The organism is Acetivibrio ethanolgignens (assembly GCF_001461035.1).
GTDB lineage: Bacteria > Bacillota > Clostridia > Lachnospirales > Lachnospiraceae > Velocimicrobium > Velocimicrobium ethanolgignens.
Window position 1 is genome coordinate 1 of sequence record NZ_LNAM01000197.1, and the last position, 26,979, is coordinate 26,979.

The 26,979-nt window shown below is 40.4% G+C and carries 28 protein-coding genes and 1 pseudogene; 26 read left to right on the forward strand and 3 right to left on the reverse strand.

Annotation, left to right across the window (positions count from 1 at the left end):
• Both ASU35_RS19775 and ASU35_RS15365 read left to right on the forward strand, forming a co-directional pair.
• Nucleotides 1-350: pseudogene (locus ASU35_RS19775) on the forward strand (T7SS effector LXG polymorphic toxin); the annotation flags it as partial.
• Between the two features lie 23 nt (nucleotides 351-373).
• Nucleotides 374-646 (forward strand): hypothetical protein, encoded by a 273-nt coding sequence (locus tag ASU35_RS15365; protein ID WP_058353863.1) that lies wholly within the window; start codon nucleotides 374-376, stop codon nucleotides 644-646.
• 71 nt (nucleotides 647-717) lie between these two features.
• Here the strand turns inward: ASU35_RS15365 and ASU35_RS15370 are convergent, their stop codons facing one another.
• Complete coding sequence (locus ASU35_RS15370) at nucleotides 718-1,005, reverse strand: hypothetical protein (protein ID WP_058353864.1); 288 nt, start codon at nucleotides 1,003-1,005, stop codon at nucleotides 718-720.
• Between the two features lie 466 nt (nucleotides 1,006-1,471).
• Here ASU35_RS15370 and ASU35_RS15375 point away from each other — a divergent pair, with 466 nt between their 5' ends.
• The 7 genes from ASU35_RS15375 to ASU35_RS15405 all read left to right on the forward strand — a co-directional run bounded on the left by ASU35_RS15375 (nucleotide 1,472) and on the right by ASU35_RS15405 (nucleotide 6,978).
• Complete coding sequence (locus ASU35_RS15375) at nucleotides 1,472-2,404, forward strand: rolling circle replication-associated protein (RefSeq protein WP_058353865.1); 933 nt, start codon at nucleotides 1,472-1,474, stop codon at nucleotides 2,402-2,404.
• A 384-nt stretch (nucleotides 2,405-2,788) separates the two neighbouring features.
• Entirely contained in the window at nucleotides 2,789-3,250 is a 462-nt protein-coding gene (locus tag ASU35_RS15380; RefSeq protein WP_058353866.1) for a hypothetical protein, read from the forward strand.
• A gap of 390 nt (nucleotides 3,251-3,640) precedes the next feature.
• Nucleotides 3,641-4,216, forward strand: coding sequence for a tyrosine-type recombinase/integrase (locus tag ASU35_RS15385; RefSeq protein WP_058353867.1), 576 nt, complete (start codon nucleotides 3,641-3,643; stop codon nucleotides 4,214-4,216).
• Between the two features lie 259 nt (nucleotides 4,217-4,475).
• Nucleotides 4,476-4,688 (forward strand): hypothetical protein, encoded by a 213-nt coding sequence (locus ASU35_RS15390; RefSeq protein ID WP_058353868.1) that lies wholly within the window; start codon nucleotides 4,476-4,478, stop codon nucleotides 4,686-4,688.
• 186 nt (nucleotides 4,689-4,874) lie between these two features.
• On the forward strand, nucleotides 4,875-6,110 hold the full coding sequence (locus ASU35_RS19430) for an IS110 family RNA-guided transposase (protein WP_058353869.1): 1,236 nt from the start codon (nucleotides 4,875-4,877) through the stop codon (nucleotides 6,108-6,110).
• Nucleotides 6,111-6,357: 247 nt separating this feature from the next.
• On the forward strand, nucleotides 6,358-6,606 hold the full coding sequence (locus ASU35_RS15400; protein ID WP_058353870.1) for a hypothetical protein: 249 nt from the start codon (nucleotides 6,358-6,360) through the stop codon (nucleotides 6,604-6,606).
• 6 nt (nucleotides 6,607-6,612) lie between these two features.
• Nucleotides 6,613-6,978 carry a DUF7674 family protein gene (locus tag ASU35_RS15405; RefSeq protein ID WP_058353871.1) on the forward strand — a complete coding sequence of 122 codons (366 nt, stop codon included), beginning with the start codon at nucleotides 6,613-6,615 and terminating at the stop codon, nucleotides 6,976-6,978.
• 145 nt (nucleotides 6,979-7,123) lie between these two features.
• On the opposite strand, the gene ASU35_RS20325 is transcribed toward ASU35_RS15405, so the two are convergent.
• Nucleotides 7,124-8,371, reverse strand: coding sequence for a DNA adenine methylase (locus ASU35_RS20325; RefSeq protein ID WP_242861298.1), 1,248 nt, complete (start codon nucleotides 8,369-8,371; stop codon nucleotides 7,124-7,126).
• 935 nt (nucleotides 8,372-9,306) lie between these two features.
• On the opposite strand from ASU35_RS20325, the gene ASU35_RS15415 reads away from it, so the two are divergent.
• From ASU35_RS15415 to ASU35_RS15430, 4 genes are all read left to right on the forward strand, one after another.
• Nucleotides 9,307-9,825 carry a hypothetical protein gene (locus ASU35_RS15415; protein WP_058353872.1) on the forward strand — a complete coding sequence of 173 codons (519 nt, stop codon included), beginning with the start codon at nucleotides 9,307-9,309 and terminating at the stop codon, nucleotides 9,823-9,825.
• 10 nt (nucleotides 9,826-9,835) lie between these two features.
• Complete coding sequence (locus ASU35_RS18910) at nucleotides 9,836-10,042, forward strand: transposase (protein WP_172794659.1); 207 nt, start codon at nucleotides 9,836-9,838, stop codon at nucleotides 10,040-10,042.
• Nucleotides 10,023-10,301 (forward strand): hypothetical protein, encoded by a 279-nt coding sequence (locus ASU35_RS18915; RefSeq protein WP_242861299.1) that lies wholly within the window; start codon nucleotides 10,023-10,025, stop codon nucleotides 10,299-10,301. The genes ASU35_RS18910 and ASU35_RS18915 overlap by 20 nt, the downstream gene beginning before the upstream one ends.
• A 157-nt stretch (nucleotides 10,302-10,458) precedes the next feature.
• Nucleotides 10,459-11,049: an EndoU domain-containing protein gene (locus ASU35_RS15430; protein ID WP_083504342.1), complete on the forward strand. Its 591-nt coding sequence runs from the start codon at nucleotides 10,459-10,461 to the stop codon at nucleotides 11,047-11,049.
• A gap of 257 nt (nucleotides 11,050-11,306) precedes the next feature.
• Here the strand turns inward: ASU35_RS15430 and trhA are convergent, their stop codons facing one another.
• A complete protein-coding gene (trhA, locus tag ASU35_RS15435) occupies nucleotides 11,307-11,969 on the reverse strand; it encodes a PAQR family membrane homeostasis protein TrhA (protein WP_058353873.1) in 663 nt (220 codons plus the stop codon).
• Between the two features lie 210 nt (nucleotides 11,970-12,179).
• Between trhA and ASU35_RS15440 the strand changes: the two genes are divergently transcribed.
• From ASU35_RS15440 to ASU35_RS15500, 13 genes are all read left to right on the forward strand, one after another.
• Nucleotides 12,180-12,359: a DUF951 domain-containing protein gene (locus ASU35_RS15440; protein ID WP_058353874.1), complete on the forward strand. Its 180-nt coding sequence runs from the start codon at nucleotides 12,180-12,182 to the stop codon at nucleotides 12,357-12,359.
• An 11-nt stretch (nucleotides 12,360-12,370) separates the two neighbouring features.
• Nucleotides 12,371-14,908 carry a hypothetical protein gene (locus tag ASU35_RS15445; RefSeq protein WP_058353875.1) on the forward strand — a complete coding sequence of 846 codons (2,538 nt, stop codon included), beginning with the start codon at nucleotides 12,371-12,373 and terminating at the stop codon, nucleotides 14,906-14,908.
• Nucleotides 14,909-14,923: 15 nt separating this feature from the next.
• Nucleotides 14,924-15,628 carry a purine-nucleoside phosphorylase gene (gene deoD, locus ASU35_RS15450; protein WP_058353876.1) on the forward strand — a complete coding sequence of 235 codons (705 nt, stop codon included), beginning with the start codon at nucleotides 14,924-14,926 and terminating at the stop codon, nucleotides 15,626-15,628.
• Nucleotides 15,629-15,762: 134 nt separating this feature from the next.
• A complete protein-coding gene (locus ASU35_RS15455; protein ID WP_058353877.1) occupies nucleotides 15,763-16,845 on the forward strand; it encodes a BMP family lipoprotein in 1,083 nt (360 codons plus the stop codon).
• Nucleotides 16,846-16,982: 137 nt separating this feature from the next.
• Nucleotides 16,983-18,521: a YjjI family glycine radical enzyme gene (locus ASU35_RS15460; RefSeq protein WP_058353878.1), complete on the forward strand. Its 1,539-nt coding sequence runs from the start codon at nucleotides 16,983-16,985 to the stop codon at nucleotides 18,519-18,521.
• Nucleotide 18,522: 1 nt separating this feature from the next.
• On the forward strand, nucleotides 18,523-19,236 hold the full coding sequence (locus tag ASU35_RS15465) for a radical SAM protein (protein ID WP_058353879.1): 714 nt from the start codon (nucleotides 18,523-18,525) through the stop codon (nucleotides 19,234-19,236).
• Nucleotides 19,237-19,307: 71 nt separating this feature from the next.
• Nucleotides 19,308-20,831: an ABC transporter ATP-binding protein gene (locus ASU35_RS15470; RefSeq protein ID WP_058353946.1), complete on the forward strand. Its 1,524-nt coding sequence runs from the start codon at nucleotides 19,308-19,310 to the stop codon at nucleotides 20,829-20,831.
• Nucleotides 20,821-21,891: an ABC transporter permease gene (locus tag ASU35_RS15475; RefSeq protein WP_058353880.1), complete on the forward strand. Its 1,071-nt coding sequence runs from the start codon at nucleotides 20,821-20,823 to the stop codon at nucleotides 21,889-21,891. The genes ASU35_RS15470 and ASU35_RS15475 overlap by 11 nt, the downstream gene beginning before the upstream one ends.
• Nucleotides 21,891-22,826, forward strand: a complete 936-nt coding sequence (locus ASU35_RS15480) for an ABC transporter permease (protein WP_058353881.1) — start codon at nucleotides 21,891-21,893, stop codon at nucleotides 22,824-22,826. Before ASU35_RS15475 ends, ASU35_RS15480 begins: the two co-directional genes overlap by 1 nt.
• 91 nt (nucleotides 22,827-22,917) lie before the next feature.
• The gene (gene cdd / locus ASU35_RS15485; RefSeq protein ID WP_058353882.1) at nucleotides 22,918-23,325 is read left to right on the forward strand and encodes a cytidine deaminase; all 408 of its coding nucleotides are present in this window, start codon (nucleotides 22,918-22,920) and stop codon (nucleotides 23,323-23,325) included.
• Between the two features lie 13 nt (nucleotides 23,326-23,338).
• The gene (locus ASU35_RS15490) at nucleotides 23,339-24,661 is read left to right on the forward strand and encodes a pyrimidine-nucleoside phosphorylase (protein WP_058353883.1); all 1,323 of its coding nucleotides are present in this window, start codon (nucleotides 23,339-23,341) and stop codon (nucleotides 24,659-24,661) included.
• A gap of 125 nt (nucleotides 24,662-24,786) precedes the next feature.
• On the forward strand, nucleotides 24,787-25,944 hold the full coding sequence (glf, locus tag ASU35_RS15495) for a UDP-galactopyranose mutase (RefSeq protein WP_058353884.1): 1,158 nt from the start codon (nucleotides 24,787-24,789) through the stop codon (nucleotides 25,942-25,944).
• Nucleotides 25,945-26,961 (forward strand): glycosyltransferase family 2 protein, encoded by a 1,017-nt coding sequence (locus tag ASU35_RS15500; RefSeq protein ID WP_058353885.1) that lies wholly within the window; start codon nucleotides 25,945-25,947, stop codon nucleotides 26,959-26,961.
• The last annotated feature ends 18 nt before the right edge of the window (nucleotides 26,962-26,979 follow it).

Consider the following 26,979-nt stretch of genomic DNA (forward strand, 5'->3'; position numbering starts at 1 on the left):
ATATAACTAGAGAGGCAATTAAAATTGATAGCAAAATTGGGATTAAGAGTGGTAGTAAGAGTGGTAGAATATCTAATTTAGATGATGGTTTAAACTTTTCTAACAGAGCATTAGAGCATATGGGAGAAAGCGGAAGACAAGTTCCGATACAAACATTGCAAGATGCAATTAGATATGGAGAGGCTATGCCAGACCCTAGAGGTTCAAACGCAACGATGTATTATACAACTATGTATAAAAATGGAAAAATGTATAATTTGGAAGTGTTGTATGATGAAATTTCTAATACAGTGTATCACTTTGAGTATGCAAGAAAAGCAATGGGAAACTTGCCAGCAATACCTAAGTAAGGAAGAAGGAGTGATGAAGAAGCATGACAGAAAAAGAGCAGTTATACTATCTGATTAATGGAGTTTTAGATGGCACATATCAGGTTAAGACATTTTGTTCAGAATTTACAAGAGTATATGATTTAGAGGTTGACTATGAGCAGTTGTCTGAACTGGAGAATAAAGAATTTGGAGATTTGTGTGAAATGGCAGGTAGATTTTCTGATGACGAAAAAGAGTTAAAAATTCCAAATATGTTTTTCTCTGAGGAAAGTATTTTGAATAAAGCACAATATGTAAAACAACTATTAGAGTAAGAGTTTGGCAAAAGCCAGCAAGAGTAATCATAATGATTTTCTGCTGGCTTTTTTACTACATGTGGTATTTGCTACTTCAAATCCGTCAATTCCAAAAGCAGTGCGAAACAACACTGCATCGCCATACGGAAGACAACTGTGGTATAGGCTTCATTCATTGCATTGATAGTATCAATCCAGTTGAGTATAACTTTTCTCTGGTCATCAGATAAATTAAGGTTTTCATATTGGGAACATAATTCCTGCTCCTGCTGTGAAAACTTCAGATAATCAGCATCTTGCATTACGTTCTGGTAGATATTGTCATGCTGACGTTCTTCTAGATGGTTATAGAGCAGATTCCAAAAATCAATATTCATTTACATGTGACCTCCTTTCAGAACCACAGGATACCGTAGATGTGGGGCATAATCTATTCAGACAAATGGACAATAATTTCAGATGAAATGTATCAAATTGAACAAATACATTGTTTTATGAGCGGTATCAGTTACATAAAAAGAAGTCCTAAAAGCGGTAATTCTTATGAGGTTACCTTTTGTAACGGCTGGTAGAGGATGCACTCTTCTTCTTTTTATTTATTATGTATCAACATAAGGACAACCAAAACCCTCCCCCATTACATGTATCTATTAATTAACAATCATGGCTCTGTTGCGAAGCAATTAAGAATCCATGATTTTAATTAATAGATACTAGCGAATTTTTTGCCATCTGGGTGCACATAAGGACATCCGAATTCAAAACATAATATTTAGTTCCAAAATGCTGATATTAACGCACTTCTTTTAAAACAAATTTTTGTTGCGAAAGAGGTGCGTTTTTATGCGTGTAAGAAAAATGAATCAAGTTGACGTGAAACTACATGATTTAACCAAAGTAAAATTGAAAACTGCTGGTAACACTTCAGTTGTCCAGTTTACGGCTGGAAATAATAAAACCTGCACAGTCCGTAATCTGTCAAAAGATACTTACCTTGATACTCGTACTGGTGAGGTAAAGCAGAAGAAAAAATCCGAAAGTCGATACCAGTCTCCAAAGAGTGTGCGAAAAAGTATTAATCGTTTAATGGATTTAATACGGTGCAATGCCACAGACCCTGCCAAGTGTAAGTGGATTACGGTTACTTATGAAAATGTGATGACTGATGGCAAACAAGCCTTTCTGGATGCAAAGTTGTTCCTGCGAAAACTCAAGAGATATCTTGCCAAGCAGATTGAAATTAGTTCTGGTCAGCAGTCTTTCAACTATATCACAATAGCAGAACCTCAGGGGGAAAGTCATGGCAATTCGTGGCATCTGCACATTTTGTTAATTTTTGAAGATACTGCTCCATTTATCGAAAACGATACGATTACGGAACTATGGAGTCATGGTATCACTTTCACTCATAAAGTTTTTGATGGGGATGGTCTTGCGTTATATTTTAAAGTCTATTTAAGTGACATCGAGTACGAAGATGATAATGCTGAAGATGAAGATAAAGATAATACTGATAAACCTGCTACAGTAGAAAAGTTGGTAGATGGTGTAACGAAGCAATTTATAAAAGGTGAGAGACTGAAATATTACCCTAGAGGTATGAATCTGTTTTCTTCCAGTCGAGGAATGAAAAAGCCAGTAGTGGAAGAACTGACAAATAAAGAAGCTATGGCTCGTGTGGGAGATGCTAAGCTGGTGTATCGTGAGACTTATTCCATCGGTGCTGACAAGAAAGGCAATCTGGTAGATAAACGGTATTATAAGAAAAAAGTCTAAAAAGTGGTAATCTGTTTCGGGATTTTATTCAGAATGGTAGCATTCAAACACCATATGTCTGTTTCGATTCATTCTGATTTTTCTAATATCAATCAAACCAATATCCCCCGAAACCTGCTCATCAACCGATACTGCATAGTTCCATAAATCCGCAGAATATTTCTTCTATCATGGCATTTGAATTTTTGTATATGCTTGATTTTCTGCGTATTTTCAGAAGTAAGAAGTGTGGTATCAAAAAATAAGATGAAAAAAGTGTATAAATTTAAACAAATCTTTTAAACATTTCCTGCCGACTTTAAGGAACTTTGGAAACTACAGACTGTTTTCAGAATGACGCATATAGGCATAAGTTAACCAACAATGAAAAGGAGGCTGGTGTTTATGATTTATGGATTTATATCATCACTCGATGATGAGACAACAAAGGTGTTTTTCAGAAGTAAGAAGATTCGTGGGAATAATATTTATAATGCTGGAAGTCTTGGTGAACTTACATCGGTTCTGCAGAGTGGAGATGTAGTTTATACCGTTAGCTGTAATCGTTTTGCATCGGTGCGACAGGTGTATACTTTTGCGAGGTTCTGTCATGAAAGGGGTATCGTTCTTCATTTTGTGGCAGAGCCTTATCTTGATATGGGCAACGGTAAGCAGTGGAGACCAGCTGTTGCCAAAGTCATTGCCAGCATGGTGGAGAGTGAACAGAAAGCAAAGGGAATGATGGCACAAGGATTCAAGATGAGTGATTCCCAGTGGGAGTATGCCTATCGGTGCTTTGAGTTGATGAACCTTGATATTCTGGCACATCTGTTTTCTGCGGATGGTGTACTGAGGCGTGGTAGCTGATTGATACTGGTAAGTTTGGCAGTGCGTATTGTGTTGGTTCTGGGGTAAATGTGTAGGGTGGTTCTTTCGCCCTGCTCCTGCCTTTGGGGTATGGTCTTGCGGTTTCCGCTTGGCTTGCCCCTCACGCCTGCACACAATGCCCTACGGTGCGTTTTATTGGCTTTGGTGCGTACTACTGCCACCGTGGGGCAAAAATCGAAATTTGGGCTTTCTGGGGCTTGGGATTATAGTTCTTATTCGTACTGGTTTAGGAACTATGGCTATACTGGTGGGTTCTGTGGTATCGTTAGCGAATTTTAGGAACTATCTGGGTGTAGTTATTGGAACTTGGCATATTTTGGCTGACCTTTACTGGTTGGTCTGTGATGATATTTGATTGGAGTTGGTGTAATGAATAAGAGAACAAGAGCAATAGACGAAGATACCTACAAGCTGATTATAGCCACCATGAAGAATGGTTTTGTGCATGAAGGTGTGCAGTCTAAGCCCAATGGGAGGGTTGCCACAGTTCTTGTACTGGAATATAATCTTGGTCTGCGTGTTGGTGATATCCTGCAACTTAAGGTAGACAGTTTTGTGAAAGATGGCAGTCGGTATCGTCTGGATATATATGAGCAGAAGACTGGCAAATACAGAAATTTCACAGTACCGAATGAAGTGTATCAGTTTGTGCGTGATTATGCTTATGCTCATGGTATCTCTTCAAGTGCAAGATTATTTCCGATTACAGAAAGAGCAGTATTGAAGCATCTGAAGGCAGTATGCTCTTATCTGGCTCTTAACGGGGTAGGTTCTCACAGTTTCCGCAAAGGATTCGCCACTAACGTGTATGTGAACAATCATTACAATATCGAACTGGTCAGAACCCTGCTCCAGCATTCCAGTGTGAATGTGACCCAGAGATATATCGGTATCGGTAGTAAGGAACTGGAAGAAGCCATCCAGAAGAATGTCTGTCTTGGGTAGAATGGGCGAAAAAGAGAATATATTATTTTATTACTGCATCCTATATGGCACTTTGTCAGTAGGGTGCAGTTTTCTTTTGCTCTGGTAGCAAGAAATGTGTGTGTTGATAAGATGGATTATTTGATACGGGAAGATGTTTTAGCAGGAATAACAATGATAACCATGTGAGTTGGTGGCACAAATCCATTAGCTGGAAATATGGTGTGTATAAAATGCCTTTGAAACAGCTCAGCTGGTAAATCTACATCGATGAAAGTATATGGGACTTGGGGTATGGTTACAATGTCTTTTTCTTTTAAGAGAAAGCAGAATTAACTTGAATACGATGGTATTCAGAGTTAACATCACGACACTTACAGAAGCAATTCGTAAGACTTTTGTAAGTCCTGCATTTCTTGCAGGAAGTATCCATCTCCATGAAAGTCAGCGGTATTCTGTTTGGAATATTTTGCGTCTGACCAGAAATGGATAGGCTGTACCACTCTTGCACACTTGGTTGCTGAAAAGATGCGTAATTCCGAGACAGATGCTTAAAAGTTGAGATTGCCACTATTTTGCTATTCAAGTGAGACATATAAACTTTTGATAAGGTTTGAATGACAAAATATGAATGCCATGTCTTACGCAAAGAATACTTGAGAGATAGGAGTTGATTTTTATGACAAAAGAGGATTTTATTTATGTGGGTATTGATTTACATAAGGAGACCCACACCGCAGTCATCATTGACTGCTATAACAACAAACTTGGCGAGATTACTTTGGCCAACAGACCAGCCGATTTTCCTAAGCTGGTAACTAAAGTAAAGAAATGTAATACTGATGGAAAAGCTGTAGTTTATGGTCTTGAGAATGCATATGGTTACGGCAGACCTTTAGCGGTGTGGCTGATTGATAAGGGGTGTCTTGTAAAAGATGTTAATACCGCTATTTCACATCGTCAGGCGAAACACCGAGGTGCCATGTATCGAAAGAGTGACAGTGATGATGCAGAAGCCATTGCCCTTGCAACTCTAAATATGCTTGATAAACTTCCAGATGCGTGTCCGAATGATGCATACTGGTCACTTGGTCAGCTTGTGCATCGTAGGGATAATATCATGAAACAGCGAACCAGACTGGTTAACCAGTTGCATGAACAGTTATGCATCGCATATCCATCTTACAAGCAGTTTTTCAATGATATCAGCAGACCTACTGCACTGTATTTCTGGGAGCATTACCCATCAAGAAAGTATCTAAAGGGTAAGACTGTTGAGGATTTGCGTGAGGAACTTGTTCCTGTCAGTCACAATAAATGTTCCACCAAGACCTGCGAGAAAATCCTGGATGCTGTTGCCAGTGACAAAGTCAAAAATAATGACTTCCAAGATGCAAGAGATATGGTAACCCTTAGTATTGTCAGCGATTTACAGCACTATGACAAACAGCTGGCTGAAGTAGATAAGATGTTAGAGAAGATGTATAAAATGCTGGGTTGTACACTTACCACAATCCCAGGGGTAAATGTTATCACAGCAGTGAAGATTCTATCAGAAATCGGTGATATCAAACGTTTTGCCAATGCCAATAAACTGGCACAGTTTGCTGGTATTGCACCGCTTCATTTATCATCCAGTGGTAAAGGTAAGGATTTTGCTACAAAGCAAGGCAACAGAAGATTGCAAGCTACGATTTACTTTCTTGCGATTCAGATGGTGCAGGTATCCTCTAAAGGTACACCGAGAAATCCAGTAGTTCGTGCATACTACGAGAAGCGTAAAGCAGAAGGTAAGACCAGCCAGCAGGCTTTGATTTGTATTTCAAGACGATTAATCAGTATTATTTATGGAATGTTAAAGAACGGTACAGAGTACCGAATGCCAGTAGTGGAAAATGCTGGCGAAACTGTATAGTAATAATGGCAAATATGTGATATTATTTTTAGCAGATGAAACAGTCGGCTTTGGGAAGTGCATTCATTTTTCGGAAGAGTGGCATCGGCTTGGATAATTATAAGGGTAAAGAGTCTCTGTCAAGAGTGGTAGTAATGCTATAGACTATTATGTTGGACCAAATGGTAAAGTATTACCAAGTCAATATAAGGATTGGATTGGTACGAATATACAAGAGGAATTACTGAGCCAAGCAGAAAATCCACAGTTGAAAAATGCAATAAAACAGTTATATAGAGGAAAGTCATTTATAGGGGATGGTGGAACTGCAGATGTGATTAGATTTGAACAGGAGACAGGAATTATGCTTGGAAAGAATGGTGGTTCTCATGTTCAAAAAGGAATAGACATGGCAAGTTATATTCAAAACAAGATTTTGACACAAAATTTAAGTGACACCGACAGGACTTTAGCTACAAGATTATTAGACGATTTAAATAGCGCATTAGGTAGGTGATAAATTATGAATTATGGTAAATTGTATTCGGAATTTAAAGCGGCTGTACCTGAGAGTGTTGGCTTTTGTGAGGAGAAAGAAGTGGAAAATTTTATTGATGATACGGTTGGGATTCATGTGTCTTTTGGTATGATTGTTGTTCCTTACATACTTTGTATTGTAGATAATCGAGAAGATACGGTAATACAAAAAATTTTCTGCTTTATGGAGCAAATGGCAATTTGTCAAGATATTAAAGTGCAAGAAGTGTTAGATTTTACAATACTGGAACAATTAGCGGATGAGGGACATGATAAGCTTCAAGAATGTAAAAAATATATGGGAATGAATACCTTACAACATTGTGAAAAAGTTGAGGAATACTTTTATTAAATTTAATAATGGTTATATTTTAGGATTTCCAATTCCCTAAATCTCTTTTTCAAAAAAATAACTGTATCGCCTACATATTATTCACTTTATAAACAGGTAGGTGATACAGTTGATTTTATTCCATTAGCAGAGGAAGTGGGGAAGATTATATAATTTCCTGTTCTAATGAAGTCCACTGAAATTGAGATTCTTCATCATAAAGCTGATTGCTGATTATCAGTTCAGTGTCTTTCTTAAGAAAGGTTTTCTGGAAATAATACCCTTTATCTATGAAATGATATCCCAGTTTCATTTTCATAATATGTTCCGCATCAGCTCTGGTAGAAGTTTTGTCTGATTTCGGCGGTGTGCTTCGGCAGAAATATAGAAATGGATATTCAGCGTTCTGTAAATATTCAGCTACTTTCTGGTGGAAAGGCTGATATTTGTAACTAGTAACAGCACAAGTATGCTCTGAACCGATGTATGGCACATCTAGAAGTAACAGTTTTTCAGTATTATCGTTTTTTAAATATCCGAGGCAATCCTGCTGGGTAATGATAGCATTCTGTAGTTTTAAATGTGCTGGTAAAAATCTGAAGATTCTCTCCATGATTTTACCAGCCCTTTCCACTATTGTCTTATCAATACACTGGACGATGAACATCTTGTAAGCAATATCGATATCACAGTCAACCTTGTGGTAATTCACACGCTTTTCTGCATAATCATTGATTGCTTTCTTGAATGCAGATAACTTTGGATTCTTGGTTTCTGGCTGTTCGATGAATGAGAGGTTAGTTTCAAGAAGTTTTTTAATCAACTTCAAAGGTTCTTTTTTTAGCACATTCAGAAAATTGGTTCTTAGAGGATTAAGGTCATTTAAGACAACAGATTTCCAAGGATATGTTTTTAATCCCCAAAATAATGAACCAGTAGCACAGCACCCATCAATCAGTGTAAAAGACTCATGTTGGATTTCCATTGCATCTACAGCATCAGCAGTTGCTACTTGCATTGTATGATTCTTTGAACCAACAATAGTGTAGAGTGGCGAAATACAGTCAGTATAAAATGTTATGGGTAGAACCAGATAGTCGGCAAGTGCAGACTCTATCAGTTGATTATATGTAAAAGCTGGATGTTGTTCCTGCAACCTATCCAGTAATCCATCATAAACAGCAATCGTCATGGATTTATATGCAGATGGAGCAAGCTGGTCTGGATGATTAACTGCCAGATACAGATTGTCTGTACTGTGTAATTTGTTCTTCTTTTTATATAGAGCCAGTAACATAATAATTAACATACAATCTGTTTTTGTATATTTCTTTCCAAAGTCTGTTTCAATCTTTTTAACGGCATTCTCCCATAGAATTGTGTTGATTTGAATTTTGATATCCTTTCTTACCATGATCTTTCCGTCTCCTTGATGGTTTATTTGCCCTCAGAGAGGAAAAATACGATTCCAGTCATACTCAGCCTACTTTGCATAGAATAGTCTGTTTTGCATTGCTGACAAGATGAGGGTTTCCCTGAGGACGGAAAGAGTAGAGCGATATCAGTGATTAAAAAATAAATATAAAAAATGGTATATGTAATGAAGAAATTGATATAAAAGGCGGTATTTCAGATACAAAAAAATCAAAAAAGCAGTAATCTAATCTCAAATTTCTTTCAAAAAAGCGGTAATTTCGACTCAAATATTGCTTCGAAAGGCGGTAAATAACATACAGATTTTTGTCATAAAGACGGTATCGAATTCTTTTGATTTTGTTATCAAAGATATTGCAGGAGCCTTTTTTACTTTAGAAATCTAACTATTTTCTAAGAATTATTCGTAATTAAGTTTCACTTCAAGATGGATTATGACATTCACAGACAGCTTACAAATAATTCGCTGGGGTCTCATGAATACAGACAACTAAGAGAATGAAGGATAATCCCCAGCAATCTCAAATCATCATCCGTTGATACCATCAAAATTCTCCAATCTTAATCTGAACTTCTTAATATAACATCTCTGTTTTGATTCATTCTGATTTTTGGAATATCAAATCAACTAATATCTTCAACAACCTGCTCATCAACCGATACTGCGTAGTTCCCTAAATCCGCAGAATATTTCTTTTATCATGGCATTTGAATTTTTGTATATGTTCGATTTTTTACGTATTTTCTGAAGAATAAAGTGTGCGACCAAGAATTAAGATGAACCACTGGTGGGGTGTTAAACTTCTTTTCTAAATATAACATGCCGACTTTAAAGAACTTTGGAAACTACAGACTGTTTTCAGAATGACGCATATAGGCATAAGTTAACCAACAATGAAAAGGAGGCTTGTGTTTATGATTTATGGATTTATATCATCACTTGATGACGAGACAACAAAGGTGTTTTTCAGAAGTAAGAAGATTCGGGGGAATAACATTTACAATGCTGGAAGTCTTGGTGAACTTATATCGGTTCTGCAGAGTGGAGATGTAGTTTATACCGTTAGCTGTAATCGTTTTGCATCGGTGCATCAGATATATACCTTTGCAAGGTTCTGTCATGAAAGGGATATCATTCTTCATTTTGTAGCTGAGCCGTATCTTGATATGGACAATGGTAAGCAGTGGAGACCAGCAGTTGCCAAAGTCATTGCCAGCATGGTGGAGAGTGAGCAGAAAGCAAAGGAAATGATGGCACAAGGTTTCAAGATGAGTGATTCCCAGTGGGAGTATGCCTATCGGTGCTTCGAGATGATGAACCTTGTGAACCCTATTCGTACTGGTTTAGGAACTATGGCTGTACTGGTGGCTTTTGTGGTGGCAGGTAGTGGATTATGGAACTATAGGTGTGTAGGATTAGGAACTTGCCATTGATGACTGGTGCTTGGCTGTATTGGTTTATTTTGTATCTGAAGTAGTTCCTGCTCCAGCATTCCAGTGTGAATGTGACCCAGAGATAAATATCATCACAGCAGTAAAGATACTGGCTGAAATCGGTGATATCCGCAGATTCCCAAATAAGGACAAGCTGGCACAGTTTGCTGGTATTGCCCCAATCAAGCTGTCATCCTATGGAAAGGGGGAAAGATAAAGCCACAAAGCAGAGAAACAGACGATTACAAGCTATTATATACTTCCTTGTCATCCAGATGGTGCAGGTATCTTCAAAAGGAACACCAAGAAACCCAGCATTCCGTGGGTACTATGAGAAGCGGAAATCAGAGGGCAAGAGCAGCCAGCAGGCGCTGATTTGCATATCCAGAAGATTAATAAACATCATCTATGGGATGTTAAAAAGCGGTACAGAGTACCGAATACCAGTAGTAGAAAATGCTGGCGAAAATATGTAGAGCAAATGTCGAATATGTGGTAGAATTTTAAGCAGATGCAGAAGTCGGCTTTGGGAAGTGTATTCATTTTTCAAAAGAGAGGCATCGGCTTGGATTATTATAAGAGTAAAGAGTCTCTGTCAAGAGTGGTAAATATTCAACTCAAATTAGTCCCGAAATGGAGAAAAAAATATTAGAAGGACAAAGAAAAAGTCCTGTTAAAAATGAGGTGATAGGAGGACATTCTCCCCAGATTAATAATAGCAATGATTTATTTGCAGTGGAAGAACTGTCAGTAAATGCAGATGGAACTAGAAATGTAAAATTTGTAAAAGATTTACAAGATGGCAATATTTCTAAAATTAAGAAAAGCACTGTTTTCCCGGATTTATGGAGTGATTCGTGGTACGATGATGGCTTTCATATAGCACAAAGTATTATGAATGATTTTTCAAAGGATGATTGGGAAAAGCTTTCTAATGATATATTGAATAAAGACTTAGAATGGAAAAAAAAATTAGTATATTGTCTTGATAACCAAATAATCCAAGAGGAATTAGAGATAATAGGTAAATTGCTTCATACAAAAGATGATGAATTACTAGAAATGTGTATTGATACATTGCGTTCATTTGATAATGAAATGGGACATTTATATATAAAAATGCATCCAGAAATAATAAAAGAAGCTAAAGAAAGAATGGATACTGCAGGAAATGCTACAAAAAGAATGTTACAATGCTTTTTGGAAGTGTTTGATATTCTTTAAATTAGGGTTATTCTTTCGGACTTCCAACAACCTACAACTCCTGCCCGTCTATTAATTAACCATCATAGCTGCCCAGAAGCAATTAAGAATCCATAATGTTAATTAATAGACACTAGCGAAGTTTTGCCGAGTTGGGTATACGAAAGGACATTGTAAAACCAAAATAGAATATTTAGTTCCAGAATGCTGATATAAACGTTCTGCTTCAAAAATAAAAATGTAAAAATTGCACAAAAGAGGACGGCTGTCCTTGAATATCATGCGACAAAATTGTACATTAAAATAAAGTGACAGATACTTCCTCCTAGTACAAACAGATGAAAAATCTCGTGTGTACCGAAGTATTTGTGACGGCTGTTAAAAAGAGGAAGCTTTAGTGCATAAATGATTCCACCGATTGTGTAGATGATACCGCCGGCTAAAAGAAGCCCAAAGGCTTTCGGAGGCAGTGCATTTACAATAGGGGCAAATGCTAGCACGCAGGTCCAGCCCATGGCAATGTAGATAATGGAGGAGAACCATTTGGGGCAGGTTACCCAGAAGGCCTTCAGGATAATGCCTGCCAGGGCGATGCACCAGATTAGAAGAAAAAGACTAAGGCCCAGCTTTCCGCCGAGAACAACAAGACAAATCGGTGTGTAGCTGCCGGCAATCATGACGAAAATCATCATATGGTCAAATTTCTTCAGTATGCGGTTGGCATGCTCTGATAAATCAAAGGTGTGATACAGGGTACTGGCTGTATACAGCAAAAACATACTGATAATGAAAATGGCAAGGGAAATGGTGCATATTGGGTCTGGCTGTCTGTGAGCCTTGATAAGCAATGGTGTAGCGGCGAATAAAGCCATCAGCATACCGATAAAATGAGTGATGGCGCTTCCTGGATCCTTTGGCAGATGGGTTTGTTGTCTGTTCATAAAAAACTCCTTTCTATATCCATGCATTAAGAGTAGTATATGCAAATTTAATAACAATATTACAACATGTAGTTTTCAAAACTATGTATTATAGTTTTGATATTACACCTGTGAAACGAAAAAAGCAAGGTATATTTTAAAAAAAATTACAAATATCCGTAAAAAGGTGATATACTTAATAATAAATGTACAGGATATCAGGAGGTTCTTATGGATATACAGGTTGGAGATGTTATTAGGTTGAAAAAGCCTCATCCTTGCGGAAGCAAAGAATGGGAGGTACTGCGGATAGGTATGGATTTTCGCTTGAAATGTATGGGCTGTGGACACCAGATTATGGTACCCCGGAAGCAGATTGAGAAAAATATCAGAGGAATAGAAAAAAGGTAAGGAAGGCACACATGCACAAGAGAGTTTATAAGCTGCTGATACTTTTGACAGTTTTTGTAGCCGCTTTGTTTTTCATGAGCGGGCACATAAAGGAAGAAGAAATTACGCTGGAAAATACGGTAAAGATGAAGGAGGCGACATTTCCACTTCTCTATCTGAAAAGCGGTGGATATGCTATGAACCAGCTGCATGGCTATAGCAGTAATATTGCTGCAGGAAAGATAAGAGAAACGATTACTCCTTTAGACTCCCGAAAGACCATAGAGATTTTTCTGGAGGAAAAGGGCAGGGAGATAAAGAAGCTTAAATTTGAGGTTAGAAAGCCTGGCGATATCCAGGTGCTGGAATCCGGTTTAATCAGTGCACTGGAGGAAGGCGATGGGGTAAAGACAGCGAAGCTTAAGCTCTCTGCAAATCTGGATACCAGCAGGGAATATGCCCTGAAGCTTACGGCAGTGACAGATGATGGAGAGAAGCTCCATTATTACACCAGAATTAAGTACTATGAAACAGATTTTTTCTTAAAGGAAAAGCTTGACTTTGTAGCAAGGTTTCATGAGTCCAGTATGGATAAGAAAAAGGCAGCTTCTTTGGCAGCGTATATGGAGCCGTCAAAGACAGAGGACAATACAAGCCTTGCCCGGGTTACGATTCATTCCAGTCTTGATAATTTGAGCTGGGGTAATTTAGAGCCTGAGGTGATTACGGAGATTATTCCTTCCATTAAGGAGATAAATGTAGAAACAGCAGCAGTTCTTCTGGACTATTTTGTGTCTGCAGATACAGAATCGGGACAGTGTGTATACCGGGTAAAAGAGTTTTACCGTATCCGTTATACCAGTAACCGGATTTATCTTTTGAATTATGAAAGAACCATGGAAGAGCTTTTCGATATTGAAAAGACCAGTGTTTCAAAAAGTGATTTTAAAATTGGAATCGCCAGTGAAGAAAATCTGGATTTAATGACGAATGCAGATAGTACGAAGGTGGCCTTTGTCAGGGAAGGAGCACTGTGGTACTATAGTCTGGCTGAAAATAAGGCAGTTTGTGTATTTTCGTTTTTAAGTGAAAATGGGGATTACTTAAGAGATGCTTATGATCAGCACAGTATTCGGATTTTAAATATGGATGACAGCGGAAATATTGATTTTACGGTATACGGTTATATGAACAGGGGTGATTATGAGGGGAAAACCGGATTAGTTCTGTATCATTTTTATGCAGATAGTGGCCGTATTGAAGAGCGTGTATATATTCCGCTGGAGGCCAGCTACCAGATTCTGAAAGAGGATATGGAGGGCTTCAGCTATGTAAGCACAAAGGGTGTGTTTTATTTTACAGTAAATGACAGAGTATATTCATATAATATTGCTGCACGACGGTTGAAAACGGTGGCAAGGAAGGTTACAGAGGAGAATTTCACAGTACTTGAGGGAGCGGGAGCAGTTGCCTGGCTTGACAATCCGGAGATTGAAAAATCAAAGAGCATTTCAATTCTCGACCTGGAAAGTGATGATGTAACAAATCTTTCGGCACCGGAAGGGGAGTGCATTAAGATATTTGGCAGTATGGGCGGTAGCGTGATTTTCGGCTATGTTCATCCAGAGGACATCTTCCAGGCTGAAAATGGCGAGGAATATACACCTGCTTATGAACTGGAGATAGCAGATAAAACTGGTAAAATCCAGAAAACCTATCAAAAAAAGAATATCTATATTACAAAGGCAGAGGTTAAGGAAAATGTAGCAAGGCTTACCCGGGTAAAGAAAAGCGGGGACAGCCGGTATCCGTATCGTGAGATTTCCTCAGACAGTATTTTAAGCCAAGGCGGTGAAGTCCTTGCTGGGGTGGCCTTAGAAACGAGAGTGACAGAACAGACGAAGACAGAATATTATATTTCCCTGCCGGATACCTTTAGTATGGATGAGCAGCCGAAGGTTGTGTATACGGAGAATGCAATTCTTTCAGAGGACACGACATTACGGCTTCCAGAAGAAGAATGGGATATCAAAAAATACTATGTATATGCATTGGGTGAAATTACTGCTTCCTATGATGAGCCGGCAGAGGCTGTTATAGAAGCGGACCGCCAGATGGGAGTAGTGCTTAACCATGAAAGCCTCCTGGTATGGGAACGGGGAGGCCGGTTCAATCATAAAACACTGGGACATATAAAGCAAACCAGAACGAAGGACGGGATAACGGCAAAGGGAGCCTGCCTATATATGCTCCTTTCTAATGCAGGTGTATCAAAGGATGCAAAAGCATTGTCCGAGGACAGCCGTTCTATACCGGAAATACTTGGCGACAGTCTTTTGGAGCCCATTAATTTAACAGGCTGTACTCTGGATGAGATGCTTTATTTTATCAGTAGCGGTAAGGCTGTGATTGCTATGAAGGCAGAAAACAGACCAGTAGTAATTACCGCGTATGATGAATCGACAGTGACCTGGTTTGAACCAAAGGAAGGCAGTGTTAAGCAGTCAATTACTGCAGCAGCTTCTCAGTTCGAGAAGGCTGGCAATATATTTATAAGCTATGTAAACTAAAGGAGGAAATGAGAAATGGGAATACCAACACCACATAATGCGGCGAAGAAGGGCGATATTGCAAAGACAGTTTTAATGCCGGGTGATCCGCTACGTGCCAAATTTATTGCTGAGACATATCTGGAAAATCCGGTATGCTTTAATACAGTCAGGAATATGTTTGGCTATACCGGAACCTATAAGGGAAAGGAGATTTCTGTTATGGGAGGCGGTATGGGAATCCCTTCCATCGGAATTTATTCCTACGAGCTGTTTCATTTTTACGATGTGGATAGCATCATCCGTATTGGTTCTGCTGGTGGACTTTCCAGTGACATCAAGGTAAGAGACGTTGTAATTGCAATGGGAGCTTCTACAAACTCTAATTACGCAAACCAGTTTAAGCTTCCGGGAACCTTTGCTCCGATTGCGGACTATGGTCTGCTAAGAAAGGCAGTAGAGGTTGCTGAAGAAAGGGGAATTAAGACGGTGGTAGGAAATGTTTTATCCTCTGACACTTTCTATGATGACAACGCAGAAGCAAATGATTTATGGAAAAAAATGAACGTGCTCTGCGTAGAAATGGAAGCGGCGGGGCTTTATATGAATGCAGCACGGGCTGGTAAAAAGGCACTCTGCATCCTAACCATTTCTGACCATATTTATACTGGAGAAGCTCTTCCGGCAGAAGAAAGACAGAACACTTTCCGGGAGATGATGGAGATTGCTCTGGAGCTCTAAAAAAACAGGAAAAACATTGCAAAGAAAAAGACAGGATGTTATAATAATTTGTGTGATATAGGGGCAATGTTAAAGGTCCAAGCGTCACATAATTTATAATTATCACAAATAGTGAATGAAGGAGGAAACAAAAAATGAAAAAAAGAGTATTGGCACTTTTGATGGTGGCAACAATGGCAATGAGCTCTTTGGTTGCTTGTGGCAACAAGACAGAGACTCCTGCTGAAACACCGGCTGCAAGTGGTGCACCGGAAACAGAGGCTCCTGCAGAGCCAGCTAAGACCGTTAAGATTGGTATGGTTACTGACGTAGGTGGAGTACATGATGGTTCCTTCAACCAGTCTTCCTGGGAAGGTCTTCAGAGAGCACAGAAAGAGTTAGGCATCGAGGCTAAGTATTTAGAGTCTGCTACAGATGCAGATTACTCTCCAAACATTGAAACCTTTGTAGATGAAGGATATGACTTAATTATCTGTGTTGGTTATATGTTAGCAGATGCTACCAGAAAGGCAGCAGAAGCTTATCCAGATCAGAAGTTTGCTATCATTGATGATTCTTCTAATGCTGATCTTCCAAACGTTACCTGCTTAATGTTTGAGCAGGCTCAGGCTTCTTATCTGGTAGGTGTTGTGGCTGGTATGGCTACACAGACTAACAACGTAGGTTTCGTACTAGGTATGGCAAGTGAAACTATGAACCAGTTTGGTTATGGATACCTTGCAGGTGTTCTCGATACTAACCCAGATTGCAAAATTCAGCAGGTAAATGCTAACAGCTTTGGTGATACCGCTATGGGTAAATCTACAGCAACTCAGATGGTAACTAACGGTGCAGATGTTATCTTCCACGCAGCTGGTGGTACAGGTATCGGTGTTATTGAGGGATGTAAGGAAAGCAAGATTTGGGCTATCGGTGTAGATAGTGACCAGAGTGTATTAGCTCCTGAGACTATTCTTACTTCTGCTATGAAGAGAGTAGATAATGCTTGCTTTGATATCGCTAAGGCCTGCGTGGAAGGCAATGTTGAGTCTGGTGTTAAGACTTATGATTTAGCAAGTGCTGGTGTTGACGTAGCTCCTACAACAGACAACTTAACAGATGAGATAAAGGTTGCTGTAGAAGATGCTAAGGCTAAGATTATCGCTGGTGAGATTGTAGTTCCTACAACTCAGGCAGATTTTGAGGCTAAGTACGGCGACGCTTACGAATTAGACTAATTAAAGTAGATGATTAACTGCCGGGGGCTGTTATGAAACAGCCCCCGCGGTATTTAAAATCAGATGGATAAGGATTTTCGTAAGCTGCAGCAGGGACTGCATTTTACGAGAGTGTTTATCAAAGGAGATGAAGTAGCATGAGAGATATTTCCATGGAACGAGTAAACCAGACAAGAGAAGAGATTTTAAACACCATTGAGAACAGAACCCTGACGCATGAGCAGAAGGTGGCTGCTATGGCTAATCTGGCAGATTCTTTGATGGAGGTTTTGGAGCTACCGGAAGGACTTTTAGAATTGATGGATCCAGAGCCGGAAAAGAAGATTATTTGCGACCTGGGTGAAGGTCATGCACCGGTAAGACCAAGGTATATTATACCGGATTATGCAAAGTTTATGAAGGAAGGCAGTGAATTCCTTCAGCTGAAGCCACCGACGGATATTTGGGAGGCTACCAATGCATTATTGATTTTTTATAAGCATGTACCAAGTGTTACGAATTTTCCGGTATATGTGGGTAATCTGGATGAGCTTTTAGAGCCGTTTATTAGGGACGAAGAGGAAGCAAGGAAGGCAATCCGCCTGTTCTTGACCCATATTGACAGAACGATACTGGATTCCTTTTCCCATGCGGATATCGGACCTTATGATACAAGGGCTGGCCGCATTATAATGGAGGTAGAAGCAGAGCTTTGCCAGGCAGTACCTAATCTGACTCTTAAGTATGACCCGGATATTTTGCCGGATGATTATGCAGCATTGGCAGCAAAGACTGCACTTACCTGTGCGAAGCCAAGCTTTGCCAATCATAGGATGTTTAAAAAGGAGCTGGGAGAGGACTATGTGATTGCCAGCTGCTACAACGGACTGAAGCTGGGTGGCGGCTCCTTTACACTATGTCGTATTTTATTAGGTAATCTGGCAAAGAAAGCTGACAGCATAGAAGATTTTAAGAAAAAGTATCTTCCATATGCCTTGGATATTATGGCGAGATATATGGATGAAAGAATTCGTTTTATGGTAGAAGAAAGTGGTTTCTTCGAAAGCAATTTCCTTTCTAAGGAAGGTTTTATACATAAGGATCGGTTTACTGCCATGTTTGGTATGGTAGGACTGGCGGAGTGTGTGAATGCCCTGTTTGAGAAAGAAGGAAAGGAGGGACGCTATGGACATTGCCAGGAGGCAGATGATTTAGGTGTTGAGATTGTGGAGCAGATTTGTGCCTTTAATGAGGCTCATAAGAACCCATATTGTGGAATTACAGGAGGACATTTCCTGATGCATGCTCAGGTGGGCTTGGATAGTGACAGAAAGTCAAGTCCTGGCTGTCGTATTCCGATTGGAGAGGAGCCGGAAAGCTTGGCAGAGCATTTAAGCCACTGCGGACGTTTCCATAAGTACTTCCCATCTGGTATTGGTGATATTTTCCCAGTTGAGGTGACTGCTCAGAAGAATCCGGATTATGTAGTGGATATTGTAAAGGGAGCTTTTGTAAAGGATGTGAGGTATCTTTCCTTCTATTCCTCTGACAGTGATGTAATCCGTATTACCGGCTATCTGGTAAAACGCTCCGAGATTGAGAAGCTCAGAGCTGGTAATAATGTGCTTCAGGATACAACTAAGCTGGGTATGGGAGCCGCTGATAACAGCCATATTCTGGAAAGAAAGGTTCGTTAGAATGGAAGCGGTAGTAAATAAAATTATTCCCTTCAGTGCTGTAGATGGTCCAGGGAACCGGACTGCTATATTTTTACAGGGCTGCAACTTTAACTGCCAGTATTGTCACAATCCAGAGACAATAGGAAAGAAAAACCCATATACAAAGCTTATGACACCAGAAGAGGTCATGGCAGAGGTGAAAAAAAATATACCCTTTGTCCGTGGAATTACGGTGTCCGGCGGCGAGTGTACACTGCAGGCTGACTTTTTAAAGGAGCTTTTTACACTGGCAAAGGAAAAGGGACTTACAACGCTAGCTGACAGTAATGGAAGCTATGCCTTTGATAAAGACCCGGAGCTGCTTTCTGTGATGGATGGAGCGATGATAGATATCAAGGCATTTTTTCTGGAGGATCATAAAAGGATTACCGGACAGGGGAATGAAGTGGTACTGAGGCAAAGCCGTTTTTTGGCAGAACAGGGAAAGCTGTTTGAAATTCGGACAGTGATATCACCGGAACTGTTTGATGCGAAGGAAACGGTTAATCAGATATGCCGGTTTTTTGAAGAATACAATAAAAAGAAGTCCATTCGTTATAAGCTGATTGCTTTTCGCCCGATGGGGGTAAGGAAAGCTTATGTGAAGGGATTGACAGTGCCGGAGGAGGCACTGATGAATGAGCTTAAATCCATTGCCAGAAGCTATGGATTTACAGATATAATAATTATTTAGAAGAATTTAAATATTTCTAATGAGAATGGGAAAAAGGAGGAAAAGCCTTGGAAAAGCAAAGAAATGTCCAAATGGATACGGTTGTTATTGAGATGCGTAACATTGTAAAAAAATTCGGTAGCTTTGTGGCAAACGATAACATTAATCTGACCGTACACAAGGGCGAGGTTCACGCTATTTTAGGTGAGAATGGAGCCGGCAAGAGCACACTTATGAATGTGCTTTATGGATTATACCATCCGACCTCCGGAGATATTTTAGTCAACGGAGAAAAGGTAGCTATTGACAATCCAAAGAAAGCAATTGAGTTAGGAATCGGTATGGTACATCAGCACTTTATGCTGGTACAGCCATTCTCTGTTACAGAGAATATCGTTCTGGGAATGGAGCCTATAAAGGGGATGACCCTTGATATGAAAAAGGCAAGAGAGGAAGTAGTTAAGCTTTCAGAACGCTATAACATGCAGATTGATCCGGATGCAAAAATTGAGGATATCTCCGTAGGTATGCAGCAGCGTGTGGAGATTTTAAAGGTACTCTATCGTGGTGCAGATATCCTGATTCTGGATGAGCCGACAGCTTCTCTGACACCACAGGAGATTGAAGAGCTGATTGAGATTATCGGTAATCTTACAAAGGATGGTAAATCTGTTATTCTGATTACCCACAAGCTAAAGGAGATTAAGGCATCTGCAGATTACTGTACGATTATCCGCCAGGGTAAATATATCAATACAGTAGATGTAAATGAAGTAAATGAAAATGAGCTTGCATCTATGATGGTAGGCCGTAATGTCGAGTTTGTAGTGGATAAGAAGGAGATTACCCCGGGGGAAGTGGTTCTTGAGGTAAATAATCTCCATGGCAAGGACTACCGTGATATTGAAATTCTTAAGGGGCTTGATTTAAAGGTACGGAGAGGTGAAATCGTAGGTATTGCTGGTATTGATGGTAATGGGCAGACGGAGCTGGTAGAGATTATCACAGGACTCCGTAAAGGTGAAAAGGGCTCTGTAAAGATTAACGGTGAGGAAATCTTTAACTGTACACCAAAAGATGCCTTTAATAAAGGGGTATCCAGTATCCCGGCAGACCGCCAGAAGCATGGCTTGGTATTAGACTTCTCTGTAGCAGAAAATATGATTCTTCAGAACTTCGGAGAAGAGGAGTATTCTCATAAGGGGATTTTAAAAAAGGAGGCTATTAAAGAAAAGACCCAGAAACTGATTGAGAAGTTTGATATTCGTCCTAGCGGCTGTGAAAACCGTCTGGCAGGACAGCTTTCCGGTGGTAACCAGCAGAAAGTCATCATTGCAAGAGAAATTACCAATGATAAGGATCTTCTGATTGCAGTAAATCCAACCCGTGGTCTGGATGTAGGAGCGATTGAGTTCGTACACCGTTATATTGTAGAACAGAGAAATAAAAATAAGGCAGTGCTTTTAGTATCCTTTGAGCTGGATGAGATTATGAGTCTTTCTGACAAGATTGATGTTATTTTTGATGGTAAGATTGTCGGAAGTATGGATGGCAAGGATGCAGATGAAAATACACTGGGACTTATGATGGCAGGAGGTGGGCAGCATGAAAAGTAAAAAATCGTTTATGGATAGTCAGGTATTGTTTACGCTGCTGTCTATTCTGATAGGCTTTGTTATTGGAGCGATTATGCTTTTAGTAGCAGGTATTAGCCCGGGAGAGGCCTATGGCCGTCTGATTACAGGTGTATTCAGTAAACCGAAGTTTATTGTATGGGCTATCGTATATGCAACACCACTCATTTTTACAGGTCTTGCAGTAGCCTTCTCCTTTAGAACCGGTGTATTTAATATCGGTGCAGAGGGACAGTTTGTTGTAGGAAGTATTGCAGCCTGTGTTGTAGGTATTATGGTAGATGTTCCGGCAATCATTCATATTCCGCTCTGCTTTATTACTGCTGCAGCAGCCGGAGCACTCTGGGGTATTTTAGTAGGCTGGTTGAAGGTTAAGTTTGGCATTAATGAAGTATTATCTATGATTATGTTTAACTGGATTGCTTTCTACCTGTCAAATTATATTGTAAATATCAAGATTATTCATAAAGAAGGTGGAGGAGAGGCCAGTAAGGATATTCTGGATTCTGCTAAGATTATCCTGCCTCCAAGCATTACCGAAAAGCTTGGCCCAAGTGCTAACCTGGGTATTCTTCTTGCGATTGCAGCAGCAGTTGCTATCTGGTTCTTAATCAACAAGACAACTCTTGGTTATCAGTTAAGAGCCGTTGGTTTTAACAAATCAGCAGCAGAGTATGGTGGCATCAGTGCAAATCGTGCTGTTATGACAGCGATGGCTATTTCCGGTGCATTAGCTGGCCTTGGTGGAGCTGTACAGCTGATGGGTATGTCTATGCGTATCAGTCAGTTCTCTGGTCAGGAGGGATACGGTTTCCAGGGTATTACAGTAGCTCTGATTGCTTCCTCCAGTCCGATTGGATGTATTTTTGCAGGCTTATTCTATGGTGGAATGAAATATGGTGGCTCTAAGTTAAGTCTTGTAAATGCACCAGCAGAAATCGTAGATATCATTATGGGATGTGTTATCTTCTTTATTGCAATTTCCCATGTATTGAAAAATTTGCTTCAGAAAATGAGTCAGAAAAAGGAGGTGCGTAAATAATGGACGTAATTATCAAAAATCTTGGACTTATTATCAATGCAACCTTAGTTGCTACACCGCCACTATTATATGCAGCCCTTGGCTCCTGTTTTTCTGAGCGAAGCGGAGTTGTAAATATTGGTATTGAGGGTATGATGACGATTGGTGCTTTTACCGGAGCTGTGGTTGCTTATTTCAGCCATAATGCATGGCTAGCCTTCCTCTGTGGAGGATTGGCAGGAGCCTTCTTTGGTCTGCTTCATGCAATCGCCTGTGTCAGCTTCTGTGCGGATCAGACCATTTCCGGTACAGCGATTAACTTCCTGGCACCTGGCTTTGCGATATTCTTATCCAAGGCCATGTTTAATCAGTCCTCAGATACACCGCCAATCGATGCTGCATGGAAGCTTCCAAAGATGTTTAATGATGTCTTTGAACCAGGATCCTTCCTGTCGAATGTATTTAATACCTATTCTGCTGCTTATCTGGCTTTTATTGCCGTAGCTGTGGCATGGTTTATTTTCTACAAGACAAAGCTGGGACTTCGTATCCGTGCAGTAGGTGAGCATCCAAAGGCTTGTGATACTCTGGGTATCAATGTATTCCGGGTGCGTTACTTCTGTGTTATTTTATCCGGTTTCCTGGCTGGTATCGGAGGAGCTTATGTAACACTGGCTACTGTAAACCAGTTCCGTCCAATCGTTATCGTAGGGCAGGGATTTATCGCTATTGCAGCGGTTATCTTTGGTAAGTTCCGCCCACAGGGTGCAATGATTGGATGCTTGATTTTTGGTCTCTGTAATGGTGTCAAGATTTTGGCAAGTGCAGGAAACAAGGTATCGCCAAACCTGATTTCTATGATACCTTATGTTGTTACCATCATTGCTTTGATTCTCTTTGTTGGTAAGGCAAGAGTACCTGCAGCAAATGGTAAGCCGTATGAGAAATCCAAATAATTGAAATAAAAGATGGAAAATAAAGAAAGAGCTGCCGCCGTACAGGTCGTGCAGCTCTTTGTGTCTCTAAAAATGAGGAGGTTAAATAAAAATGGAGAATAAAATGTTGATTCAGCAGGCGATAAAGGCAAGAGAGTTTGCTTACACCCCATATTCCCATTTTAAGGTAGGGGCAGCTCTTTTGAGCAAAAATGGTAAGGTATATTTAGGCTGCAATATTGAAAATGCAGGTTATACACCAAGCAACTGTGCAGAACGGACAGCATTTTTTAAAGCGGTAAGTGAGGGCGTCACTGAGTTTGAAAAAATTGCGATTGTAGCTGGTAAGGAGGAAATCGAAACCTATACTGCACCATGCGGTGTTTGCCGCCAAGTAATGATGGAGTTTTGTAAACCGGAGGAATTTAAGGTAATTATGGCTAAGAGCCCGGAAGATTATAAGGAAATGACTCTGGCAGAGCTTCTGCCATTGGGCTTTGGGCCAGATGATCTAGCATAAGGGGGATTTTGATATGAGAATGTACGATTTGATTGAAAAAAAGAAAATGGGCGAGGAGCTTTCTAAGGAAGAGATTTCCTTTATGGTCGGAGGCTATGTAAAGGGTGAAATTCCAGATTATCAGATGTCTGCCATGCTGATGGCCATTTATTTTAAGGGAATGACTACGGAGGAGCTTACCAATCTGACACTTACGATGGCTCATTCCGGGGATATGGTAGATTTATCTCCAATCCAGGGAATTAAGGTTGACAAGCACAGCACCGGTGGTGTTGGCGACAAAACCACTCTGGTGGTGGCTCCGACAGTGGCAGCCTGTGGCGTAAAGGTAGCCAAGATGTCCGGCAGAGGTTTAGGCCATACCGGTGGTACTGTTGATAAACTGGAATCCATTCCTGGATTTGTAACTGCTCTGAGTGAGCAGGAGTTTTTTGACACAGTAAATAAAATTGGTGTCAGTGTTATCGGTCAGACCGGTAATCTGGCTCCTGCAGATAAAAAACTATATGCTCTAAGAGATACCACAGCGACGGTAAACAGTGTACCGTTAATTGCGGCATCTATTATGAGTAAGAAGCTGGCAGCCGGAAGCGATTGCATCCTTTTGGATGTAACGACGGGAAGTGGTGCCTTTATCAAGGATTTTGAGGAGGCTATTGTGCTAGCGCAGACCATGGTAAATATCGGTGAGGGTGCCGGTAGAAGAACAGTGGCTCTGATTACTAATATGGATACACCTCTTGGTTCAGCTATCGGAAATATCAATGAGGTACAGGAGGTTACAGAGCTTCTAAAGGGTACTGGTCCAGAGGACTTAAAGACGGTATGTCTCCATCTGGCTGCTAATATGCTGTATCTGGCAGAAAAGGGCAGTATGGATGAATGTATGAAAAAAGCAAAAGAAACCATGGAGAGTGGTGCTTCCTATAGAAAGTTCCTGGAAATGGTAGAGGCTCAGCATGGAGATAAATCCTACATAGAAAACCCAGAGAAGTTTGATAAAGCAGAGTTTTATTATGAGGTAGCTGCACCGGCAACTGGCTATATCACTCACATGAACACCGAGCAGTGTGGTATTGCATCAGTTGTTCTGGGGGCCGGCAGAGAAACCAAGGAAAGTGAGATTGATTTCACCGCAGGTATTCGGATTCAGAAAAAGACCGGAGATTATGTCACAGTAGGTGATACTATCGCTACACTCTACTCTTCATCTGACAGTGGCTTTGCTTCTGCGGCAGATATGCTTGTAAAGGCATACACTATCAGCAGTGAGAAGCCAGAGCCAGAGAAGCTGATACTGGCAAGAGTAACAAAGGACGGGGTGCAAAAATACTAAATCGGTGTAAAAGGGAGCTAAAACAGCTCCCTTTTTTAGATAAACTTAAGAAATACCCCCTTTCATAACTTGACTAGAGAAGTTATAATAGAAGATAAGACTACTATAGAAATGGAGCGAGTTTCTTGAAGGATTGTATCATTATCGGTTGTGGCTTTGCCGGAGCAACGGCGGCAAGGCAGCTGGCAGAAGCGGGCTGGAGGGCTCTGATTCTGGAGCAGAGAGACCACATTGGCGGCAATGCCTATGATGAAGAGGACGAATATGGAGTTTTAGTCCACAAGTATGGACCGCATATTTTCCACACAGAGAAAAAACGGGTATATGAGTATTTATCAAGGTTTACGGACTGGTATGCTTACAGCCATGAGGTTGTAGGAAAAGTGGGAGACAAGCTTTTGCCGATTCCCTTTAATCTAAATACACTGGGTATGGTGTATGGAGAGAAAAAGGCAAAGGAACTTCGTGAGATTTTGGAGGCCGAGTATGGAACCGAGGTAAAGGTGCCGATTCTGAAGCTTAGGAAGCACAGCCGCCAAGAGATTAAGGAGCTGGCAGACTATGTGTATCAGAATGTATTCCTGAAATATACGATGAAGCAGTGGGGAAGAACCCCCGAAGAGATTGACCCGGCAATATCCGGAAGGGTCCCGGTATTTTTGTCTTGGGACAACCGATATTTTCAGGATACCTGGCAGGGTATGCCAAGGGATGGCTATACACCACTTTTTAAGAAGCTTCTTGCTCATACCGGTATTGAGGTTCGACTTTCTTGCCCAGCAGCAAGTGTACTTTCCTTTGATAAGGAGGCTGGAAAAATTTATTTTGAAGGTAAGGAATATACAGGGACTATGATTTATACTGGAGCGATTGATGAATTGTTTGATTGCTGCTATGGAAAACTTCCGTATCGTAGCTTGGATTTTGCCTTTGAGCATTATCCAGAGAAATTTTATCAGAGCCATGGGGTTGTAAACTATACTGTCTCAGAGGAATATACCAGAATTACTGAATTTAAACGGCTGACTGGACAGGCTTGTGAGGGAACGACAATCATTAAGGAATATCCAAGGAGCTATACTGGCGGGAAGGGGCAGATTCCATATTATGCAATTCAGAATCCGGAAAATCAGGCACTTTATGAAAAATACTGCGAGCTTGCAGGCAGGTTCCCACACATGCATATGCTGGGACGGCTGGCAGAGTACAAATACTATAATATTGATGCGATTGTAGACCGGGCATTAGAGCTGGCAGAGAGCATCAGCAGGGAGGGTGTTTAAATGAAGCTGTTAAGTGTGGCAATTCCATGCTATAACTCAGAGGCTTATATGGCACACGCGATAGAAAGCCTTTTGGTAGGTGGCGAGGACATGGAGATTTTAATTGTAAATGATGGCTCCAAGGATAGGACAGCAGAGATTGCAGAGGAGTATGCTAAAAAATATCCAACGATTGTCCGGGCGATTCACCAGGAAAATGGCGGTCATGGGGAAGCTGTAAACACAGGAATTCGTAATGCAACGGGCCTTTATTATAAGGTGGTAGACAGTGATGACTGGGTAGATGCTGAGGCACTGCATAGGATTTTGAAGGTTTTGCGAGAAATGGTGGAAAATTCCACTGGGTTGGATGTGCTAATTTCCAATTATGTATATGAAAAGCCATCTGTAAATAAACAAAAGGTCATTGATTATCGGAATGCCATGCCGACAGACCGCATTTTTACGTGGTCTGATTTGAAACATTTTAAAGCAAGCCAGAATATCCTGATGCACTCGGTTATTTACCGGACGAAGCTGTTACGGGATTGTGGATTAGAGCTTCCGAAGCATACCTTCTATGTGGATAACATTTATGTGTATTACCCATTGCCTCATGTGATGACAATGTATTATCTGGATGTTGATTTTTATCGCTATTTTATCGGAAGAGAGGATCAGTCGGTAAATGAAAAAGTTATGATTGGAAGGATTGACCAGCAGCTTAAGATTACTAGGATTATGATTGAAGCCCATGATTTAAGTAAAATTAAGAATAAAAAGCTTCGTGGCTATATGACAAAATACTTAACTATGATGATGACAGTCAGTACGGTGCTGTTAATCCGTGAAGGCTCAGATGCCAGCCTGGCCAAGAGAGATGAGTTGTGGAAGTTCCTGGAAAAGAGTAACAAGAATCTTTACAAGGCTGTGAAACGCTGTTTCCTGGGACGCTCCATGCAGCTTCATGGAAAGATGGGAAATCTTTTGATTATGTGGGGATATCAGCTTTCACAGAAGATTTATGGGTTTAATTAATATGATACCAGGGGCAAA

What these genes read in the sequence shown, in the direction of transcription:
- ASU35_RS15370 (WP_058353864.1), bottom strand. Translation starts at nt 1,005, where the DNA reads ATGAATATTGATTTTTGGAATCTGCTCTATAACCATCTAGAAGAACGT.
- ASU35_RS15405 (WP_058353871.1), top strand. Translation starts at nt 6,613, where the DNA reads ATGAATTATGGTAAATTGTATTCGGAATTTAAAGCGGCTGTACCTGAG.
- ASU35_RS15465 (WP_058353879.1), top strand. Translation starts at nt 18,523, where the DNA reads ATGGAAGCGGTAGTAAATAAAATTATTCCCTTCAGTGCTGTAGATGGT.
- ASU35_RS15365 (WP_058353863.1), top strand. Translation starts at nt 374, where the DNA reads ATGACAGAAAAAGAGCAGTTATACTATCTGATTAATGGAGTTTTAGAT.
- ASU35_RS15500 (WP_058353885.1), top strand. Translation starts at nt 25,945, where the DNA reads ATGAAGCTGTTAAGTGTGGCAATTCCATGCTATAACTCAGAGGCTTAT.
- ASU35_RS15430 (WP_083504342.1), top strand. Translation starts at nt 10,459, where the DNA reads ATGGAGAAAAAAATATTAGAAGGACAAAGAAAAAGTCCTGTTAAAAAT.
- ASU35_RS18915 (WP_242861299.1), top strand. Translation starts at nt 10,023, where the DNA reads ATGGAAAGGGGGAAAGATAAAGCCACAAAGCAGAGAAACAGACGATTA.
- ASU35_RS15455 (WP_058353877.1), top strand. Translation starts at nt 15,763, where the DNA reads ATGAAAAAAAGAGTATTGGCACTTTTGATGGTGGCAACAATGGCAATG.
- ASU35_RS15460 (WP_058353878.1), top strand. Translation starts at nt 16,983, where the DNA reads ATGAGAGATATTTCCATGGAACGAGTAAACCAGACAAGAGAAGAGATT.
- ASU35_RS15445 (WP_058353875.1), top strand. Translation starts at nt 12,371, where the DNA reads ATGCACAAGAGAGTTTATAAGCTGCTGATACTTTTGACAGTTTTTGTA.
- ASU35_RS15480 (WP_058353881.1), top strand. Translation starts at nt 21,891, where the DNA reads ATGGACGTAATTATCAAAAATCTTGGACTTATTATCAATGCAACCTTA.
- trhA (WP_058353873.1), bottom strand. Translation starts at nt 11,969, where the DNA reads ATGAACAGACAACAAACCCATCTGCCAAAGGATCCAGGAAGCGCCATC.
- ASU35_RS20325 (WP_242861298.1), bottom strand. Translation starts at nt 8,371, where the DNA reads ATGGTAAGAAAGGATATCAAAATTCAAATCAACACAATTCTATGGGAG.
- ASU35_RS19430 (WP_058353869.1), top strand. Translation starts at nt 4,875, where the DNA reads ATGACAAAAGAGGATTTTATTTATGTGGGTATTGATTTACATAAGGAG.
- ASU35_RS15415 (WP_058353872.1), top strand. Translation starts at nt 9,307, where the DNA reads ATGATTTATGGATTTATATCATCACTTGATGACGAGACAACAAAGGTG.
- ASU35_RS15375 (WP_058353865.1), top strand. Translation starts at nt 1,472, where the DNA reads ATGCGTGTAAGAAAAATGAATCAAGTTGACGTGAAACTACATGATTTA.
- ASU35_RS15440 (WP_058353874.1), top strand. Translation starts at nt 12,180, where the DNA reads ATGGATATACAGGTTGGAGATGTTATTAGGTTGAAAAAGCCTCATCCT.
- ASU35_RS15390 (WP_058353868.1), top strand. Translation starts at nt 4,476, where the DNA reads ATGGGACTTGGGGTATGGTTACAATGTCTTTTTCTTTTAAGAGAAAGC.
- ASU35_RS15470 (WP_058353946.1), top strand. Translation starts at nt 19,308, where the DNA reads ATGGATACGGTTGTTATTGAGATGCGTAACATTGTAAAAAAATTCGGT.
- cdd (WP_058353882.1), top strand. Translation starts at nt 22,918, where the DNA reads ATGGAGAATAAAATGTTGATTCAGCAGGCGATAAAGGCAAGAGAGTTT.
- ASU35_RS15380 (WP_058353866.1), top strand. Translation starts at nt 2,789, where the DNA reads ATGATTTATGGATTTATATCATCACTCGATGATGAGACAACAAAGGTG.
- deoD (WP_058353876.1), top strand. Translation starts at nt 14,924, where the DNA reads ATGGGAATACCAACACCACATAATGCGGCGAAGAAGGGCGATATTGCA.
- ASU35_RS15385 (WP_058353867.1), top strand. Translation starts at nt 3,641, where the DNA reads ATGAATAAGAGAACAAGAGCAATAGACGAAGATACCTACAAGCTGATT.
- ASU35_RS15490 (WP_058353883.1), top strand. Translation starts at nt 23,339, where the DNA reads ATGAGAATGTACGATTTGATTGAAAAAAAGAAAATGGGCGAGGAGCTT.
- ASU35_RS15475 (WP_058353880.1), top strand. Translation starts at nt 20,821, where the DNA reads ATGAAAAGTAAAAAATCGTTTATGGATAGTCAGGTATTGTTTACGCTG.